The sequence below is a fragment of the Bacillus arachidis genome, from assembly GCF_030285945.1.
GTDB classification, from domain to species: domain Bacteria; phylum Bacillota; class Bacilli; order Bacillales; family Bacillaceae_G; genus Bacillus_A; species Bacillus_A arachidis.
Map to the genome: position 1 here is coordinate 1,026,179 of NZ_CP127376.1, position 19,112 is coordinate 1,045,290.

Annotated in this window: 20 protein-coding genes and 3 pseudogenes; 14 read left to right on the forward strand and 9 right to left on the reverse strand. The window is 35.0% G+C overall.

From position 1 onward, the window contains the following. Positions 1-25: 25 nt before the first annotated feature. The 6 genes from QRY57_RS06800 (at position 26) to QRY57_RS06825 (ending at position 5,565) form a co-directional block, all read left to right on the forward strand. Positions 26-172: a hypothetical protein gene (locus QRY57_RS06800; protein WP_286017018.1), complete on the forward strand. Its 147-nt coding sequence runs from the start codon at positions 26-28 to the stop codon at positions 170-172. A gap of 411 nt (positions 173-583) precedes the next feature. After that, positions 584-1,540, forward strand: a complete 957-nt coding sequence (locus QRY57_RS06805; RefSeq protein ID WP_286017019.1) for a hypothetical protein — start codon at positions 584-586, stop codon at positions 1,538-1,540. 607 nt (positions 1,541-2,147) lie between these two features. Next, positions 2,148-2,915, forward strand: coding sequence for a hypothetical protein (locus tag QRY57_RS06810; protein WP_286017020.1), 768 nt, complete (start codon positions 2,148-2,150; stop codon positions 2,913-2,915). A gap of 47 nt (positions 2,916-2,962) precedes the next feature. Next, positions 2,963-3,814, forward strand: a complete 852-nt coding sequence (locus QRY57_RS06815) for a phospholipase C (protein WP_286017021.1) — start codon at positions 2,963-2,965, stop codon at positions 3,812-3,814. A gap of 461 nt (positions 3,815-4,275) precedes the next feature. Further along, positions 4,276-5,076 (forward strand): ABC transporter ATP-binding protein, encoded by an 801-nt coding sequence (locus QRY57_RS06820; RefSeq protein WP_286017022.1) that lies wholly within the window; start codon positions 4,276-4,278, stop codon positions 5,074-5,076. A 177-nt stretch (positions 5,077-5,253) separates the two neighbouring features. Next, the gene (locus tag QRY57_RS06825; protein WP_026590607.1) at positions 5,254-5,565 is read left to right on the forward strand and encodes a heavy metal-binding domain-containing protein; all 312 of its coding nucleotides are present in this window, start codon (positions 5,254-5,256) and stop codon (positions 5,563-5,565) included. Between the two features lie 506 nt (positions 5,566-6,071). Here QRY57_RS06825 and QRY57_RS06830 read toward each other — a convergent pair. Continuing rightward, positions 6,072-6,212, reverse strand: a complete 141-nt coding sequence (locus QRY57_RS06830; RefSeq protein ID WP_286017023.1) for a YflJ family protein — start codon at positions 6,210-6,212, stop codon at positions 6,072-6,074. A gap of 152 nt (positions 6,213-6,364) precedes the next feature. Here QRY57_RS06830 and QRY57_RS06835 point away from each other — a divergent pair, with 152 nt between their 5' ends. Beyond that, positions 6,365-6,724, forward strand: coding sequence for a hypothetical protein (locus tag QRY57_RS06835; protein ID WP_286017024.1), 360 nt, complete (start codon positions 6,365-6,367; stop codon positions 6,722-6,724). 26 nt (positions 6,725-6,750) lie between these two features. On the opposite strand, the gene QRY57_RS06840 is transcribed toward QRY57_RS06835, so the two are convergent. Continuing rightward, a complete protein-coding gene (locus tag QRY57_RS06840) occupies positions 6,751-6,936 on the reverse strand; it encodes a YhzD family protein (protein ID WP_026590603.1) in 186 nt (61 codons plus the stop codon). A 655-nt stretch (positions 6,937-7,591) separates the two neighbouring features. Between QRY57_RS06840 and QRY57_RS06845 the strand changes: the two genes are divergently transcribed. From QRY57_RS06845 to yhaM, 4 genes are all read left to right on the forward strand, one after another. After that, the gene (locus QRY57_RS06845; RefSeq protein WP_286017025.1) at positions 7,592-8,218 is read left to right on the forward strand and encodes a zinc metalloprotease; all 627 of its coding nucleotides are present in this window, start codon (positions 7,592-7,594) and stop codon (positions 8,216-8,218) included. 540 nt (positions 8,219-8,758) lie between these two features. Next, positions 8,759-10,003, forward strand: coding sequence for a metallophosphoesterase family protein (locus tag QRY57_RS06850; protein WP_286017026.1), 1,245 nt, complete (start codon positions 8,759-8,761; stop codon positions 10,001-10,003). Further along, entirely contained in the window at positions 10,000-12,927 is a 2,928-nt protein-coding gene (locus tag QRY57_RS06855; RefSeq protein WP_286017027.1) for an ATP-binding protein, read from the forward strand. The genes QRY57_RS06850 and QRY57_RS06855 overlap by 4 nt, the downstream gene beginning before the upstream one ends. A gap of 41 nt (positions 12,928-12,968) precedes the next feature. Next, complete coding sequence (yhaM, locus tag QRY57_RS06860; RefSeq protein WP_026590593.1) at positions 12,969-13,913, forward strand: 3'-5' exoribonuclease YhaM; 945 nt, start codon at positions 12,969-12,971, stop codon at positions 13,911-13,913. Between the two features lie 127 nt (positions 13,914-14,040). On the opposite strand, the pseudogene QRY57_RS27290 reads toward yhaM, so the two are convergent. Together QRY57_RS27290 and QRY57_RS06865 are read right to left on the reverse strand one after the other, a co-directional pair. After that, a pseudogene (locus QRY57_RS27290) lies at positions 14,041-14,139 on the reverse strand (Imm70 family immunity protein); the annotation flags it as partial. Positions 14,140-14,219: 80 nt separating this feature from the next. Next, positions 14,220-14,651: a VOC family protein gene (locus tag QRY57_RS06865; RefSeq protein WP_286017028.1), complete on the reverse strand. Its 432-nt coding sequence runs from the start codon at positions 14,649-14,651 to the stop codon at positions 14,220-14,222. 199 nt (positions 14,652-14,850) lie between these two features. Here QRY57_RS06865 and QRY57_RS06870 point away from each other — a divergent pair, with 199 nt between their 5' ends. Together QRY57_RS06870 and QRY57_RS06875 are read left to right on the forward strand one after the other, a co-directional pair. Beyond that, complete coding sequence (locus QRY57_RS06870; protein ID WP_286017029.1) at positions 14,851-15,945, forward strand: Rap family tetratricopeptide repeat protein; 1,095 nt, start codon at positions 14,851-14,853, stop codon at positions 15,943-15,945. Continuing rightward, positions 15,945-16,142 (forward strand): Phr family secreted Rap phosphatase inhibitor, encoded by a 198-nt coding sequence (locus QRY57_RS06875; protein ID WP_286017030.1) that lies wholly within the window; start codon positions 15,945-15,947, stop codon positions 16,140-16,142. The genes QRY57_RS06870 and QRY57_RS06875 overlap by 1 nt, the downstream gene beginning before the upstream one ends. 82 nt (positions 16,143-16,224) lie before the next feature. On the opposite strand, the pseudogene QRY57_RS06880 reads toward QRY57_RS06875, so the two are convergent. From QRY57_RS06880 to QRY57_RS06900, 5 genes and pseudogenes are all read right to left on the reverse strand, one after another. Further along, positions 16,225-16,341, reverse strand: a pseudogene (locus QRY57_RS06880) (SMI1/KNR4 family protein); the annotation flags it as partial. 112 nt (positions 16,342-16,453) lie between these two features. Further along, a complete protein-coding gene (locus QRY57_RS06885) occupies positions 16,454-16,762 on the reverse strand; it encodes a hypothetical protein (RefSeq protein ID WP_286017031.1) in 309 nt (102 codons plus the stop codon). A gap of 309 nt (positions 16,763-17,071) precedes the next feature. Then, complete coding sequence (locus QRY57_RS06890) at positions 17,072-17,377, reverse strand: hypothetical protein (RefSeq protein WP_286017032.1); 306 nt, start codon at positions 17,375-17,377, stop codon at positions 17,072-17,074. Continuing rightward, positions 17,377-17,709, reverse strand: a complete 333-nt coding sequence (locus QRY57_RS06895) for a hypothetical protein (RefSeq protein WP_286017814.1) — start codon at positions 17,707-17,709, stop codon at positions 17,377-17,379. Before QRY57_RS06895 ends, QRY57_RS06890 begins: the two co-directional genes overlap by 1 nt. 44 nt (positions 17,710-17,753) lie before the next feature. Further along, a pseudogene (locus QRY57_RS06900) lies at positions 17,754-18,003 on the reverse strand (imm11 family protein); the annotation flags it as partial. A 363-nt stretch (positions 18,004-18,366) separates the two neighbouring features. On the opposite strand from QRY57_RS06900, the gene QRY57_RS06905 reads away from it, so the two are divergent. Then, positions 18,367-18,903 carry a metallophosphoesterase gene (locus tag QRY57_RS06905; RefSeq protein WP_286017815.1) on the forward strand — a complete coding sequence of 179 codons (537 nt, stop codon included), beginning with the start codon at positions 18,367-18,369 and terminating at the stop codon, positions 18,901-18,903. Positions 18,904-19,112: the final 209 nt, after the last annotated feature.

Below are 19,112 nucleotides of genomic sequence, written 5' to 3' on the forward strand. Positions count from 1 at the left end.
ATGTTTTAATAAAGGTGTAATTGGTATGACCACTAAGAAAGGAGAAGGCTACACCAATAAAAATGCGGTAAAATTGCAGGTAACATTATGTCGAGTTAATTATCCGAATGATCAGTTAGTTTGGTTTGGAAGTAATCCAGAATCACAAAAGTATCATATTTGTAAAAAATAGCATTCTAAGTTTCTACATAGCCAACATTATTTTATTCTGCAGTAAAAGTATAAGCAATGTACAGTATAATTTCATCTTTCGTAATCTTGTAGAAATTATAGAAGAAGAGGAGAGATAGGATAAAATCAATATTAAAAAAAGTCACGGCAGGGCTAGCTGTAGGAGCAATGAGTTGATCTATCTAGGCTCCTGCAAGTCAAACAGCTCCAGCGAATAATGAATATTATTAAAAGTAATATAGCATTACCGAAAGACTTTTGTAACATCTATGAAAGTGTAATGAAAGATATTTAAACTAAACTAAACGTAGCAAAAGTTATTTTATTCTTCAGTAAAAAGTATAAGCAGCAAATTGTACAATTTCATTTTTTGGTAGTCTTGTAGAAATAATAAAAAAAGAGGAGAGATAGTATGAAACGTATGAAAAAAATGATTCCTGCAGCATTTGTATTGAGTACAGCTTTACTTGTAGCACCAGGATTTTCTTCGGCAGCTACTGATACTTCAACGAATGTAGGAAATCTTCCGATTGTAGTAGATTCACAAGGACCAAAAGCACCTATGACAGCAGCTCAGGTTGCTAAAAATGGTACGCAACTTCCTTACATTCCTACAGGTCCTTATGAAGAATTTCCTAATGAATGGCATGTGTCTACAGAAGATGGAAAGTTAATTGATTATGTATATGTAGATGTTGTTGCTAAGAGTAATGGAGCAAGAGTTTATGGATTAAAAATGGATGCTAATTCTAAACATAAGGTTTTAAAAGCTGATGGTACTTGGCTTAAAGTTGGAGAAGAATATGAAAAAACAGGTAACAAAGGAGAAGTATTATATACAATAGCAATTCCTAAAAATGATCCAATTTTAGAAGATACGAAATTGAAGAAAGAAGTAAATTGGAAATTGATTGATTCAAATGTAGTAGATAAAAATTCAGGTTATCATTGGAGCAAAGCGGTTACAAGTGGTATTTCGCATAATGTAACTGTAGGGTTATCTTATACAATTGGGATGGAAGTAGGTCTTGAAGGGGTTGCAAAAGTAAATCAATCATTAACTGCAAGTTTTGGTTATGGTGTTACTTTAAATTCAGAAAGTACAGTTACAAAAACATTTGACTTTAATCCAAAGACTGATTATGCATATGATCAATATAGAACTGCATTATATCAACAGGTAGCAACATATTCAGTTACTCCAGGAGAAAAATTACAAAAATGGATGTCTGAACAAAATGGTATTTGGGATAATATTTTTGGTCAATTTGGTGATCAATTTAAGGGTCTTACAAGTCCGACAGAATATAAAGTGAAAAACTCAGTTGACTATCCAGTAGATGTTTTAGTGGCTCTTACATCTAAGTAAAAAATTAGGTTCAGTTTAATTCCCTCCTAGCATATGAAGATAGCAACTATTAATCTGTTAGGTCCACACAGATATGATATTGTTGATCTATATGATTACAAAGAACCTGATTGTAGTGATTCTATCGGTTCAATGAATTGACAAAAGGCTCAAATCATTTAATGATGATATATTACATTTTCGATCTAATAAAAAAATAATGTTATAAACCACTAAAAAGGCATCATACATGCTTCGCAACTTAAGAGATTGTAATGCCCTCAAATACAAAAAACGTTATCCTTCCTAAACAGGCTAGATTAGAAAGGGTAACGTTTTTTATGCTTTTATTACCGTAAGCGCCTGTATTGATATCAATACATTTACATATGCAAAATTGCATATTCATATATACATTATTGAATAACTGATCTATGAAGCTAATGAACATGCAGGTTTCCTTTCTTACGTGTTAGTTTTATCAGTAAAGAGGTTAGACCTTTGAAAGGATTTTGTAACATTTATGAAAGAGAAATGAAAGACTTGTTAGATAGTCTGAGGCTTATCTACTGGTAGATGATGCGCGCAGATAGTAAAACCATTATTGAAAATAAGAAAGGATTAAGGCATGTTTATGAAAAGAAAACTACCAATGGTTACATTCTTAGCATTCATATTTAGTTTGATTATTACTGTTTTTCCAACAAATTCTGCTTATGCAGCTGAGGACGATCGTATACTAGATATTTATGGTGATCCAATTACCACAAATAAAGATTACATACTAGTAGACAAATACTTGTGGGTGACAGGTATTCCTTTTGAAAAACGAGTAGCACCTGTAGGTCAGAATAGACTTGGAATAACTTATGAGAAGTTTGCGGGTTGGCATTATGTAATTCAATATAAAAACTCGTCTTATTACGGTGCTGCTGAAAAGCATAAGGATACAAAAGGTAATGAGTATTATGGTACACCTATCAATTTTGAAGTGCCGTCTGGAGTAGAGAGTGATGGATATATAAGAAATAATACTCCAATTACCATGTCAATGTGGATTGGGGGACCAAATGCTGATGCAGGAGGAACCAAAAAATATGTAAATGCAGGCAATCGAAGCTGGATCTATTTTAGTGACCAATCAAGAAGCACTTTAACGGTTAAGAAAAAAAATTCGAAGGAAATAGATTTAGTTACAGGTAAAACGGATTATCTTAGAGATAAACTTGGTAGACCTACCGACTGGTATAATGCAGATTCACAGCAATCTAGTTATGGAGTTATAACAACCTTCCAGCTAGAGACTTCAGAGCAACCATTTGCAAATCAAGATAAATTGTGGGGAAGATCTGCGCCTGAAGACTATGCTGGCTATGAATTGGTACCTTTAACATAAAGCATCTATTAAACCTATCTAACTATACATCAAATGGAGGAATATTTATGAAAAGAAAAATTTTAGCTTTAGCTTCTGTAATTGCTTTAACAGCTCCTATCCAAAGTGTGGCGTTTGCACATGAAAATTGCCACCAAGATCCACCAATTGCTCTAAAGTGGTCAGCAGAATCTATACATAATGAAGGTGTAAGTTCTCATTTATGGATTGTAAACAGAGCCATTGATATTATGTCCCAAAATACGACTGTTGTGAAGCAAAATGAGACAGCTCTATTAAATGAATGGCGTACGGATCTAGAGAAAGGTATTTACTCTGCGGATTATGAAAACCCATACTATGATAATTCTACATTTGCTTCACACTTCTATGATCCTGATTCAGGAAAAACGTATATTCCATTTGCTAAACAAGCAAAGCAAACAGGAGCAAAATATTTCAAATTAGCTGGTGAAGCTTATCAAAATAAAGATCTGAAAAATGCATTCTTCTATTTAGGATTATCACTTCATTATTTAGGGGATGTCAACCAACCTATGCATGCAGCAAACTTTACTAATATTTCACATCCATTTGGCTTTCACTCAAAATATGAAAATTTCGTTGATACGGTGAAAGACAATTATAGGGTAACAGATGGAAATGGTTATTGGAATTGGAAAAGTGTAAATCCAGAAGAGTGGGTTCATGCTTCAGCTACTGCTGCAAAAGCTGATTTCCCATCAATTGTTAATAGTAATACGAAAAATTGGTTCCTAAAAGCTGCTGTATCACAAGACTCTGCTGATAAATGGCGTGCGGAAGTAACACCGGTAACAGGAAAACGTTTAATCGAAGCGCAGCGTATTACAGCTGGATATATCCATTTATGGTTTGATACGTACGTGAATAATAAATAACAAATCTATTTACACATTGCAAAAGTTAAAGCATCACTTACTTCAACATTTGCAATTAAAACAGACGATTTGAAAATAATTCGCCTAGATGTGGTAGAGAAAATTGATTAAACAGAGCTTCCCAAAGCTTCTTTAAAATGATAAAATCCCAAGACAGTGAAAATTCCTTTTCTCTGTCTTGGGGTTTTGTGGTTCTGGACAGGCTTATCCGATAAAATGAGTTGCCCTTTTTTCGTCCTATGCACGGCTTTAACACCACTTATGTAATGACTTAAATCCAAACATAGAAAGAACCTACCTTTTAATAAACCAGATGAATGTACGGTTTTAATGAGAGCGCTTAAAATTATATATTTAAAAATGGATTCGATATTAAATCGGATCCATTTTTTCTAGGGAATCTCATCTATTTTTGATAGATTAATAGTTAAGAAATACAAATAAGGGGTAGGGATGTAGAAATGGAACTATTTGATTATTATAAGCGGAAAGGGAAGTTTAAACTTCTTATTGGAACAGGTATTTTTCTGTTTGCGCTATGGTGTGTATACGGGACTTGGGGATTTGTGAATTGGGGACAGATTATCTTTATTGTTCTTGTTTCTTCTGTTTTTTTCGGAATTGGATTTTGGCAATTACGAAAAGGAAACTTGATAGAAAAGAATACGGTGAAAAGCAATGTAACGTTTTGGGATGTCGATACGTTTGTCGTATTAGAATTGCCTAAACAGAATAAACAATTTGGCCTATATCATCCAGATGGGGGATATGTTGCTGGAACAAAGATCATTTCATCTAACATTCTTTTTTCAGTGATACCTTTTTTGAGAAATAAAGATGTTTATGGATTAGAGACGAGTGGCGGGGAAATTCTTGCATATTTTCATACTGGAGCTGACGGATATGATTGGGTAATCTATGATTCGAATTATAACCAGCTCGGTATGTTTAAAGAGAAAATGATACAAAGTTTTGGCTCGATACGTGGCTCTTTGATGACGGATAAAGAAACGAAGTTATCTGATGTAAAAGTTGAGGTTGATTTTATTCAAACAACTCTCCGTACAACAGATGGACGTACATTAGCAATCGGTAAGCAAGGGTATATGCCTATAGAATGGAGTGAAAGGTTTATGGGGTTAAACGTACCTACTATTACACTAGGTCCTAATGCGTCTAAGAATGAAAAAATTCTAGGGCTAGGAGTGCTCCTATATAGTTTATACATAATTGAAATTAGGAAAAGTAGAGAGAGCGTTTAATAGGAAAAATAAAAAGAACAGAGTCCGCGAAAGTGACGCTGTTCTTTTTGCTTATAATTCTTACAAAAGTGTCACCTTTTTGTAAGGTTATTAAATAGTTTATTTGTTTTTTCCATGTAATAATACAGGTATAAGAAACGCAAATACATTTTTATAAATTATAGGAGAGTGTCAGTAATGATTGTAACAACAACTTCTGGAATTCAAGGTAAAGAAATTATTGAGTATGTGGATATTGTAAATGGTGAAGCGATTATGGGCGCAAATATTGTACGTGATTTATTTGCTTCTGTTCGTGATGTTGTCGGTGGCCGCGCTGGCGCATATGAAAGTAAATTAAAAGAAGCTCGTGATATTGCGATAGAAGAAATGAAACAACTTGCGAAGCAAAAAGGAGCAAATGCAATTGTTGGCGTTGATGTAGACTATGAGGTTGTTCGTGACGGAATGTTAATGGTTGCTGTAAGTGGTACGGCTGTACGTATATAAAATACATATTAGATAAATGAATAAACTATCTCTGTAAAATGGATAATTTTATAAAGAGATGTTTAAAAGATGGTTTCGATATTGTATCGAAGCCATTTTTTTATATCCGTTTATCGTTTTTATCCTTATTAAATGTACGTGCAGATGTGCTGGCTAAACAACAGAAGAAGCAATGTAAAGGGGATGAAAATGATTGTTCCTGCAAAAGGAAAGGACAGTGCTTATCAAGTTGTAATCATTGATGATGTTTTAAATGAGACTGAGTTAGAGAAAATTATGATTTCCTTGTTGAAATAAAAACGGCATGATAAGAAAAGGGCCCTGAGAGTAGAATAGTGTGATTCATACAAAATGATTGGAGATTGCATAGTTCCTCTCTTCGTATAAGGTATAAGTTTTAAGTATTCGTATGAAACGATAGCTAATCAATTAGAAAAGTTCTATTTGTTATGTAATTGACTGGAAGAAAAGAAGCAACGTCAAAAAACATTGCTTCTTTTCTTGTATTAAGCAGATTGTCTCTTTGCTTTTTCAAGCAAACTTGCCAAAACATGCGTACGATAAGATTCTAGTTTTTTACCTTCATAAGTACGGATACCTAATTTTTTTAGTTCTTTTACGTACCAACCTTTGCTACCGAAATACATGTAATCGCTCCCCTTCAAATTTGTTTTTGTAATTTATTCTGATTTTGGAGGTTCAGGATGTAAATGAAGGAAATGAATTTCGTGTGAAAATGGTTAACTTTGATGCAAAAGACATATATACTAAAGGTAGTATATAACGAGGTGGGCGCGACGTGATTATAGAGAAGCACGAAATTCAAATTGACCAAATTACGAGCGGAAAGGTGAATATATTTACTTTCTACCGAAATAGAAAGCAAATTGACGATCCGTTTTTAAAATTGCAGGAACCATCGCTTACGGCGAACTACTATTTCCATTTTCATTTGGATGCGGAAAGCCTGAGTCTTCTGCAGGAAGAGTTTCTGAGCATATATCCGTACGACGGGAATGGGACCATTCACGACTGGACAGAAAAGATGAAAGATGAACTGCAGCGCCAAATTCAAACTGGAAAGTGGAATAGACGCGTGCGTATTGGTAATCGGATTCTAGATGTGGTATTTACGTGGTGTGATGAAGAAATAGAATGAAAAAGAAGCGGATGACGCTTCTTTTTTTAGCGTTGGAATAAAACGAGTTTTCCTGCTGAAGATGTGCAGCGATGTGTTTTTTCATGCAATCCTTTTTCTTGTAAAATGGATGCCCCTTTTGATTTCGCTTCTGCTTCTGTTGTCGCCTCGAATGATTCGTCTAGCATTTTGGAACCATCTTTTTCAAAGACTGTTAGAATGTATACTCCCATGAAAATTCCCTCCAAAGATTAAAATCAGAATCTTATAACTATTTTGTCATAAAACGATAGAATATGCAAAGAAATATGTGACATGATTGGTAATAAGTAAGGACGCTTTTGTATTTACTTTATTTTTGAGGAGAAAGGAGGGGGATGGGTAAAAAACACCCCATATGTAAAATTGCATGAAAACATCAGGTAACATAGTGCTATTATTTTATTATAGATCTGCTCTATATTTTTTCATTAATCATGTTGAAACCCTACAGAAAAACAATTGGTGAACTAAAGAATTGAAGGAAGGCACTCATTGAGTGCCTTTTCTTTATGAAAAAATCCCCATACAATGTGCAGGGGTCAAGCGTAAATCGTAAACCGTTCAGTTGGGTGAACAACATCATAATGATACATAAATTCCCCACTAGCAAAACAGTAAAATCTCTTTTTCTCCTTAGTAAAATGTAATTTTCTCATGTATTTTTATATGATATATCCGTTATATAAATTGATTTTTAGAGATAGGAGCCTACCCAAAATTTTTAAATCAATTATTTACTGATAATGTACGAATATACACAAGTGCCGTTACCTAAAATGGACAAGCTGCATCTATTAATAGTAGTACACCATTTGTACAACCTATTCTATATATGGAGATGATGAAATGCCTTGTGTTGTAATCGACTTTTATATTGCACCTGGGTCAACTATAACAGATGCTCAGTTTAGAGAACATGTACGCTGGGTAAATCGGATTTGGAAAGCAGGGGCTGGTATTGATATAAGATATCGTTTTCGAGATCCTGCAGACAGCAGTAGAATCGTAAGAGTACCAGTAGATGGTCCAGTAGTTCTTCCTGATCAAACTTTTCCTTGTGAATTTACTGTGTTTGAAGGCCTCCCTGAAAACTTCCAAGCGGATTTAGATAGCAGACCTTATGGTACAGGACCATGGCCAGAACCAAATGAAGTAGATATTGCTGTATTCTATATAAATGGGCCAATAACACTTGATAACGGTACCATAGTACAAGGATGTGCCCCTATTTGGAGTCCTAACATTTATAGTCCGAGTATTCTTATTGCAAACCCTAGAGATAATGTACTTTCTAATAGCCCACTAATCCTTGCACATGAACTAGGACATGTTTTTGGTCTAGACCATTTTTTTGACCAAGAACATGTTAATAATATTATGCACATTCCATTAATAAACAATGTATCCACTCAATTAACCCAAAAACAAATTAATGATGCGTATAATTCAATTAGTGATCTTCCTGATTGTTAGTAAAAAGATTAAATTAAAACAAAAAAGAAGAGGTGATTAAAATAAAAGAGAAACACTTTCTGCATAAAAAAGCAAGATACCGTTCATATACAAAAGATAATATAGCACCTGATAAAGTGCAATCTTCTAAAAGCGATTGCGGTTGTAGTTATGGGAATGCACCAGATGATTTACCAGTCGATTTCCCACCAAACACTTGCAAAGAAAATCCTTGGAAAGTAACTCCCCCAGCCGACTAAATCCTCTCATTATCAGGTCATCTTTACATAAAATTAGTGAAGGTGACCTGGTGGAAACCAGCTTGTTTGTTTTACCTTTTGAATTTACTTTCGTTTTAATCATAGCCTCAAATGATCTAGCTAGTACTTTGAACCATCTTTTTCGAAAATGGTTCGTGTATATAACCATGAAAATCCCCTCTAGAATAAACAGTCAGAATATTAAATCTATTTAACTGTAAAACGAACAATTATACAAAAGAAATCTGTGATATATCGTGCTAAAATAAGACTGAGTATCACGGAGAAAGGACGTTACATTGTGAAAGAAGTAAAGTTTATACATGCGGCAGATTTACATTTGGATAGTCCGTTTAAAGGAATGGAAATGAATGTGTCGTCATCTGTTTGGGAGAGAATGAAGCAAAGTACGTTTCAGTCATTTGAACGTATTATCGATAAAGCAATTCAAGAGCGCGTTGATTTCATGCTGATTGCGGGAGATTTATATGATGCGGAAACGAGAAGTCTTAGAGCGCAAGTGTTTGTGAGAGAGCAAATGAAGCGCCTTTCGCAGTATGACATTCCTGTTTATATCATTCATGGTAACCATGATCATTTAGGAGGAAGCTGGGCGGCAATTGAGTTTCCTGAGAATGTTCATGTGTTTACAGAGCCATATGTAGAAGCGAAGCCGTTTTATAAAGATGGTGAACTGCTTGCATCTATTTATGGGTTTAGTTATTTACAACAAGCTGTCACGGATAATATGACAGCGCAGTATGAAAAAATGAGCGATGCGCCTTTTCATATTGGGATGCTTCACGGAAGTGTGGAAGGTGGCGATGCGGAGCATAATCGCTATGCGCCGTTTCTAATTCGTGAGCTGAAGGAGAAAGGGTTTGATTATTGGGCACTTGGTCATATACATAAACGCGAGATTTTAGCAGAGGAGCCATATATCATTTATCCAGGTAATATACAAGGGCGCCACCGGAAGGAAACGGGAGAAAAGGGAGCGTATCTTGTTGAGATTACAGAGCGAAAGGCGAATTGTTCTTTCTTTAGTACGGCAGATGTAGTTTGGGGAGAAATGGAGATTAGTATCGATGAACTACAGACAGTTGATGACCTTATGACGGCTTGTTCCAAAGCGCTGAACGAATGGCGTAAAGAAGAGGAGGGAACTCTTCTGACAGCTGTGTTTACTGGCCAAGGCCCTCTAGCTTCTTATTTACGTGATGAAAAACGTGTGGAAGAGATTTTTCATATTTTAGCAGCGGGAGAAGAGCGTAGAGATTTTGTATATGTAATGAAGTGGAAGAATGAGACGATTTCATTTGCTGAAACCGAGCGTTTAAAAGAGGAAAATCATTTTGTTGGTAGTGTATTGCAAGAACTAGAATCCTTTACGAATATGGATGCGGTGCTGCGAACGATTTGGACATCTCCTGTCGCGCGTAATGTGATTGAGTCTTTTTCAGAAGAGGAGAAAGCAGAGATTCAAAAGGAAGCGGAAAATATTATATTAGAGCAATTATTCCGGCAAGAGAGGGATAAAAAATGAGAATTGAGAAACTCCATATTTATGGCTATGGGAAATTAGAAAATGTGGAAATGGATCTTTCATTGCTGACGGTGTTGTACGGTGAAAATGAAGCGGGGAAATCAACGATTCGTTCGTTTATGAAGAGTATTTTATTTGGTTTTCCAATGAGAGGACAAAGACGCTACGAACCGAAAGAAGGCGGGAAGTACGGCGGCGCGATGACCGTTATGACAGAGCAGTATGGAAGACTCAAAATCGAGCGTCTTCCGAAAACGGCTGCTGGAGAAGTGACGGTTTACTTTGAAGATGGAAAAACAGCTGGTGAAGAAGTACTGCAGACTCTGCTAAGCGGGATGAATGAGAACCTGTTTGATTCTGTCTTTTCGTTTGATATGCATGGTCTCCAAAATATTCATCATGTTGGAGAAGCTGAAATCGGAAATTATTTGTTCTCGGCGAGTGCAGTTGGAAGTGATGCGCTCTTGCAGTTAGATAAAAAGTTAGAAAAAGAAATGGAGCAGCGATTTAAGCCGAATGGCCGTAAGCCGGAGATTAATGTGTCGCTTCAAGAAATAAAGAAACTGCAAGAAAAGCTTGGGGCGTGGCAAGGGAAAATTGGTACGTATGAAAAGCTCATGGGGCAGTTAAAAGAAAGTGAAGGGCGCCTTGCTCACATTCGGGATGAAAAAGAGATGGCAGAGAAACGTAAGCAAGACTATGAAGTGTTGGCCACGCTGCAACCTCTTGTCATTGAAAAACAAGCGTATGAAAAAGCGCTAGAAGAGCAGAAGAATCCGTTTCCAGTTCGAGGTGTAGAACGTTATGAAACGATAAAAGCAAAACTGGAGCCGCTTTTGGTGCAACTCGATTCAATCCAGAAACGGATGGAAATGGTGCAATCGGAATTGGATGGGATAGAAGTACAAGAAGAACTGTTGCAAAAAGATAGTTATGTAGAAGAACTTCGTATGCAGCATATGTCATATGAAAATGCGCGCCAAGAAATGCGCGATATTACAGTAAGCATCGGGAATATGAAAGAAGAGATAGAAGAGCTCGAGCAGCAAATTGGTACTACTTTTGAAAAAGAAAAGGTGCTGTCATTTGATACAAGCCTTGCCGCAAAAGAAATGATAACGCAAACGGTGCAAAAGGCGAGAGAGTTAGATAATCGGAAAGAGCAGCTTGATGAGCGCTTTAAAGTGGCGCAGGAGCAATTAGAAGAACAGGAAGAAAACGTAGGGCATATTCGGAAGCAGATGTTATCGGATGAAGAGCGGCAGAACCTTGTAGAAAAAGAAAAGTCGTTTCAAGATACAGTCTTGATAGGTACTGGTGCGGAGCGCATTAAGCGTAAATATGAAGAAAGAATGAAAACCGCGCGGGAAAAGAAAAAGCGTTGGCAGACGATTTGTTTCCTTTTGTTAGCTGTTAATACAGTGATATTGCTGACAAGTGTATTTCTAGATAATCGTGCGTTGTTATTTACGAGTGTTATCTTTTTTGTCTTAATTGTACTTGCACTTGTTTTGTATAAAGATAATTCTTCAGATAGCTTACAAGAAGAACTGCTCTCGCTGCAGCAAAGTGCAGGTGGAAGGCAAAATGAAGAGGCACTATCTATTCGTTATCAAGTAGAAAAAGATGAAGAAATACGTAAATTATTTGAGAGGGAGTCTTATAAGTTACAACAAATTGAAAGAACCTATGAAAGAGTGGTTTCTGCATATGAAGAATGGGAGCGAGATACGTTTCATGTGGGAGAGCAAGTCGATACATATAATGCGCGTTATTCGTTCCCAAGTTTTTATACATATGCGCATGTATTGCCAGCATTTGAACGTGTGGAAAAGATGCAACAGTTATATCGCGAAGTAGGAAAGATGGCAGAGCGAAAAGAGATATTATATGAAATGATTTCGCAGTTTGAACATAAACTAGAGAACGTTATGAAAAATACAGAATGTGATCATCTTCATATGATTCGTGATCGCATTCAAAAGGAAAAAGAAAAAGGGCAAAAGAAGGAGCAACTTGTAGGAAAGCTTGCTGATTGGAAAGAAGAGCGGGAAGTACTGCAGCACCAAGTAAAACAACTTACAGTAGAACGAGATGCGCTCTTAGAAATGGCAGCAGTTGCTAATGAAGAAATGTTTTTAGAGGCTGGTAAGAGAGCAGAAAAGCTTGAAGAGGCAGAGAAGCAAGTAGAGCGGCTATCACCACAAATTGATATGTTAGAAAAGCGTTTAACAAGCTTATCATTAGTGGAACACTACCAAGTGAAAGGATATGAAGAAAACTTAAATCAAGAAGTACTTCGTATACAAGGCTTTCTTTCAGAAGAGAAGAAATTGACCGAGAGTATTGCGGAGCATCGCGTGGAGATTGCGAATTTAGAAGAAGGTAGTACGTACGGTGATTTATTACATGAATGGGAAATGAAAAAATCGCATGTACGTGAGCAAGTGAAAAAGTGGGCTGCATACGCGACTGCTAAAACGGTGTTAACAAAAACAAAGCAATATTATCATGAAGTACAGCTGCCCCGTATTCTACAAAAGGCCGAGGAGTATTTTGTATACTTAACAGGTGAGAAGTATAGTAAGATTTTTTCGCCATCAGAAAGTGAGCCGTTTATTGTAGAACGAAGTGATGGTATGCGTTTTTATAGTCATGAACTAAGTCAGGCGACAGCGGAGCAACTGTATTTGTCACTAAGATTTGCACTAGCCCGGACGTTTGAACATGATTATCCATTTATTATTGATGATAGCTTTGTACATTTTGATGCAATAAGAACAGAACGAACAATCCAATTAATAAAAGAAATTGCGAAGGATAGACAAGTGATTTTCTTTACATGTCATGCCCATCTATTATCATTCTTTACAGAAAAACAGATTATAAAATTAACACATGAACGTAAAGAAAATAAGGTGTAGTGTGCTATACTAAAAGTACTTAAGTTGGTGGAGGAATCAGGATGAAAAAGAAAATTGCAGAATATGAAGTTGGTGAACAAGTCGATGTCTTTTTGCTAATTAAAACAGCAACAAAAGGTATCGCAAGTAATGGGAAGCCATTTTTAACAGTAATCTTACAAGACCAAAGCGGGGATATTGAAGCGAAGCTATGGGATGTATCACCAGAAGTAGAGAAGCAATATGTAGCCGAAACGATTGTAAAAGTAGCTGGAGATATTCAAAACTATAAAGGGCGCATTCAACTTCGTGTGAAGCAAATCCGCGTTGCAAATGCGAATGAAATAACAGATATCTCAGACTTTGTAGAAAAAGCTCCAGTGAAAAAAGAAGATATGGTAGAAAAGATTACACAGTACATATTTGAAATGAGAAATTCGAACATTCAGCGTCTGACAAGACACTTATTGAATAAACATCAAAATGAATTTTTAGAATATCCAGCAGCAACGAAAAATCATCACGAGTTCGTATCAGGACTTGCGTATCACGTTGTGTCGATGCTTGATTTAGCGAAAGCAATTTCTACGCTATATCCATCTTTAGATAAAGATTTACTATATGCAGGCGTTATTTTACACGACCTTGGTAAAGTCATTGAATTATCTGGTCCGATTTCAACAACATATACACTAGAAGGAAACCTACTAGGTCACATTTCCATCATGGTAAACGAAATTGGAAAAGCCGCAGATGAACTGAAAATTGAAGGCGAAGAAGTACTAATTCTTCAACATATCGTCTTATCTCATCACGGAAAAGCCGAATGGGGTAGCCCAAAACCACCATTAGTAAAAGAAGCAGAAATCCTGCATTACATCGATAATTTAGATGCGAAGATGAACATGATGGATCGTGCCCTTGGCCGCACGAAACCAGGTGAATACACAGAGCGTGTCTTTGCCCTTGATAATCGTTCGTTTTATAAACCTACTTTTCACAACTAAATAGTACTTATGAGGCAAGTGATTTTAGCAAACTTCTAACATTGCTTGCCTACAATTTGCCCACGAGATTTTAAAAACTCGTGGGCAAATTGGTTTACGGCTGTTTCCTCTATCATATCTTTCGAGAGGACTCCCACCTGTATGACATTGTTGAGAAAAAGCTGTGTAAAAAGTCAGGGTGTCCTGCCTCATAGAAAAATACATCTACAGAAAATCCTACTGTCATTTTTTATCAGTCTTTTTTACCTTGTTTGAAAGTACTAGTAGGTAAGGTACTTTAATAGTCTACGTTTATCCAAATAATATCTAGAAAGAAAGCATAGCTCCTCTGTCATCAAAGATAGAATCAGAATTCCATGCTACTTCCCAAAGATTGTTTTCTGGATCGGCAAAATAAGCCGTTCTTCCTCCCCAAAAAGCATCGCTTGGTTCCCTTAAAATTTTTCCGCCTACATTTCGAATTTCCTCAATTGTTGAATCAACTTGTTCAGGCTTATCTACATTGATAGCAAACGTTACACCACGAAAGCTGTTTACGTCTTGAGTAATGGAAACACCAGCATCTCTTGCTAATTCCTCAATAGGAAATATAGAAAGAATAACACCTGCCGTTTTAAATGCCGCATAAGTATCTGAACTGATTTCTGTCTCTTCCCACCCTAGACTTTTATAAAATGCACGAAGAACAGGTAAGTTAAAAGCACCAATTGTTATTAGACTTACTCTTTGTAGTACCATCCGTATATGACCTCCATAATTTTATATCTTTATAAGTTCAATATAAGATTTAAATACCCTTTCTTTCACTCAATTCGTAATTGTACTGGTAAAAATCTGAAAATTATTTCTCAACTTATGCAGAAAAGAAATTATATACAATTTGTGGAAAAGTGTTAATATTTAGATAATTACAGAAAGAAATGAGGGGAGAAATTCTATGAGTGCACATGTAGTAACGAAAGAACAGATTAAGCATTCATTAGACGCTTGGTATCAATCGATGCTGAAGCAGCAAGTGGAGAAAGCGACAGAATTGAAAGAAGAAATTGAATCAAAAATTAATCATATGGAAGAAGATCAAAACATATTGTTTTATTATTCATTATTAGATTTTCGCTATCAAGTGTTAGCAGATCGTTTAAGTATTACAAGCGATAGCTTCGATAAAATAGAGTCCTTATCTATTCCGAATGATTTGCTTTTAACACATTATTATCATCTCTTTAAAGGTATTCATCTAATGTTCATTTCAAATTACAAAGAATCTGAAATACACTTTGAGAAAGCTAAAGAATTATTAAAGCAAGTTTCTAATCCGATAGAACAAGCTGAATTTCATCAACACTTTGCGGTATTGTATCACCATACTTACAAAATGTTATCTTCTATTGAATATATAAATAAGGCGAAAGCAATATTTTTAAATCAAGAAGGATATGAAGTCAAAGTTGCATCCTGTGAAAATATTATAGGGACAGCCTGTATATTTTTAAAACAATTTGAACAAGCCGAAGAACATTTAAATCGTGCAATTGACATTTTACAGAAAGCTAAAGAGGATAAGCTAATTTTAGTAGTTAGACATAATCTAGGCTTATTGTATGCAACCCAAAATCTATCTACTTTAGCTATTCGTCATTTATCAGAAGTAACAGAGAAACTTCCTAATCATATCAAAGCCATTTTCCTACAAGCAAGGGAGCATTATAAATTAGGTGAAATAAATATTGCACAAAAATTAATTGAAGACGGTTTAAATATTTGTTCTGCAGTAGGAAACAAAGAATATATGTATCACTTCAACATTTTGAAAACGTTAAATGAAAGATGTTCAATGGATTTAGTGGAAAAAGAGGTAAAAGAGGGAATATTTTACTTTGAAAAACAAGGATTATGGGATTATGTTGAAGAATATGGTGAGTTGTTAGCTGTCGAGTTTCGTAAATTGAATAATCATGAAAAAGTAAGTGATTATTTTAATATCTGTTATGAAGCGAAACAAAAATTATTAAGTAGAGGAGCATTAAAATAATGAAAAAATTGGGTGTTATTACTGTTGGTTTATCTGTTATCGGAATTTTTTCCTTTGGATTAAATCATTTTTCTGAAACACAACAAGCTACTCATGCAGATCATTTCATAACAAAGCCTGATTTAGCATATAGCGTTAGCGATACACCTGTATATTCATATGTTGATGGAAACACAGAGGTAAGTGCTTCGGAATAGATTACGAACAGCTATAATGAATACTCGTGTAGACCTATAACCAAAAGAAGAACGTTTACCCTCACTAATAGGCGTTCTTCTTTTATTTGTTTTCTTCATCGTCTATACCATCTAAGTTTGGATTATATTCATAAATATCTTGCCTCAAACGAAAATCCGCAACTGAAAATAGATCCATAAACCGATTAAAAAACACCCTATCTTATCTAGCATTAACGGACAGTAAGGCCCCCATCTCAAAGTTCAGTGAAAGTAAAGAAGTTAGGTAAGGGCTTAAGTCCGCCGCTGATTAAGGTTTCACTTTATAAAGCTTATACAATAAACTCAAGGTATTCCGGGAAATCTATCTGATTCATATCTTCCATACCACCATTTTCTCTTACGTGAACATATATTTTGTGAATACATTTATACAACAAGGAAATATGTTTTTTCGGCATATCATCTAGACAAACAAACGCTTCATTAGGGTTAGTTTCATTCTTTAAAACTTTAAAATTCCATCTACTATAAAGATCTGGATATAACATACAAGATTTAGTATCTGGACCAAAACTGTAAATTACATTTTCTTTATTCTCATACTCTTTCATTATTGCAATCAGTGGATATCTTCCCATTGTTTTAAACACTCCTTTTTTCTTTGTTAAGGGGGAAATTGAAGATATTATACGTTTAGTTTCAGGTTAGTCCTATGGTCACCTAAAGTCATGTTTTATCATCTGTTTTGAAAATTCTTTCAAATCAAGGTATAGAGTATGTATATCTAAGTAATTTTATATCTTTTTCTAATCCTCTTTAGGATAGATTGTATCTTTTAGTATGGAGCGATTTATCCCGTATTAACTGCCTGTAAAAGCCTGATTCGGGAGTGGGACAGTTCGATGTTGAAGTTGGATTTTGTTAATGGCTCCAATATGTGTTTATATTTAAAACATCATTTGTTCAACAATTTCAACAGAAGGTTTTATTGTTGAATTAGGGAATTTTTTCACTAAACGCTTTAAACAGTCAATGTATTCTCTATTTTTCGTATCGTAATCTATATCTTCAAATACTTCACTAATCCATTCTATTTCTTCTTCTGAAGCGCTATCTAAAAATTTAATAGTATGTTCGATATCCTCGCTTAATAGTTTCGTAAGTTGCTCCCAATATTTTTCGATTAAAAAGCTATTTTCATGATGAACTGTTTTGCGTTCTGCTATAATTTGTTTAACTTTTTCTTCAAACATTATTTACTCTCCTTTAAGTTTCGTCGTTTATGTAACCAAATATCTATTAGGTTTCGTAATGTAATAGTCTCTATTTCAAGCGAATCTTCAATTTCATCTTCATCATACTTATTAAATATAAAAGTTATATCTTTTCGGACATCTGCGCTAAAAATATTCGCACTGATTTTTTCATAATCACTTTTTTGGTTTAAAACTTTATCTACAGTTTCTGCTATCCAATCACCAAATTCAGATACCTCTACATTTAAAAATGCTTCTAAAACATCGAATTCCTTTGGCAATCTAATCATTAAACTGCCTGTGCTAAGTATTTCAAATTTATAATTCATATTATTTTCTCCTCCAAATGGAAAAAACTTAAAATCGCTACTAAGAACAGGTTCCAATAGTTGTTTAGCTTTCTCACTAACCATTGGTGTACCGACCTCTACCCAAAACTTAGGGAAATCACTGTGGTGATCGCCTTCTACACATTCAACAAGTATATCATCCCCCCACGAATCAGATAATCTTATGGCTGTGTCAAGTTTTTCCTCTATGTATTTTTGGGAATATTCCTCGCAATGTAATAGTTGAAAAGATTCATAGTTATCGAACGAACTCTTTAATTTCCAGATTTTCATTCTGATTTTCCTTTAAAAGTATATACAAAGCAAGCCCCAATAATTTTATCCTGCAGTAACAGGCAGTAAGATCCCCCGCTTCAAAATTCAGCAAAAGAAAAGAAGTAAGGTGGAGGATGAAGAAAACCCTACTGATTAAAGATTCCCTTTATTAAAATGAGGATGTATGTCTTGCCCTAATTTCACTAGAGGAGTAAGTTAGTTAAAGAGGGATAAACGTTTTCATTTAAAATAAGGAGGAGTCTGTACCCTATGAATTATTTTATTATAGGCGATGTCCATGGGTGTTATTATACATTTAAGAATTTGCTCAATAAATATTGGGATAAAGAGAATGAAATGGTTTTCTAATTAGGTGATTTAATTGATAGAGGAAAAAACTCACCTCAAATGGCCCAATTTGCAATACAATTAAGTGCTGATTTTCCTGATCAAGTCAAATTTTTAAAGGGGAATCATGAGTTTGAAATAATTAGTCATTTTGATAATCCACCGAATAACAATTGGCTAAGACAGTGTGGGGAAGAGACACTGGATCAATACAGGAAAATGAATAGAGATTATATGAATGATGTTAGATGGTTCAGAAATCTTCCGCTATATTGGGAAAATGAACACCTGTTTCTAAGTCACGCAGGAATTTCTGAACAATCAGCAAATCCATTCATAGAGGAAGATGAGTATGGCGTTTTATGGAATCGCAGTCCGTTAAAGAATATTAATAAATTGCAAATTATAGGACACACACCTTGCGAAAATCCGCATTATGACGTTGAAAGTAATACATGGAATATAGATACAGGTGCTGCTTATTTAGGGTATTTGACAGGTGTGAAAATTAAACCTAATGGAGAAATATTAGAATTTATTAGGGAAGATACAGACGTAAGAGATAAATAGAATCATTTCAAGCTTTTAGTAGAGTAGAATATAAATTTCTCTGAAAAGAATTGACTTACTTTTTATTTGTAACTAAAATGATTATAGTTGGGTTAAATAGTATAAAGATAATCAAGAAATATTCCAATGCATTCTTATTTAGAGAGAAAGCATATTTTTTTGTTACAGTTGTAACTTAATTCGTTACAACTGTGATGGCTATAAAATAC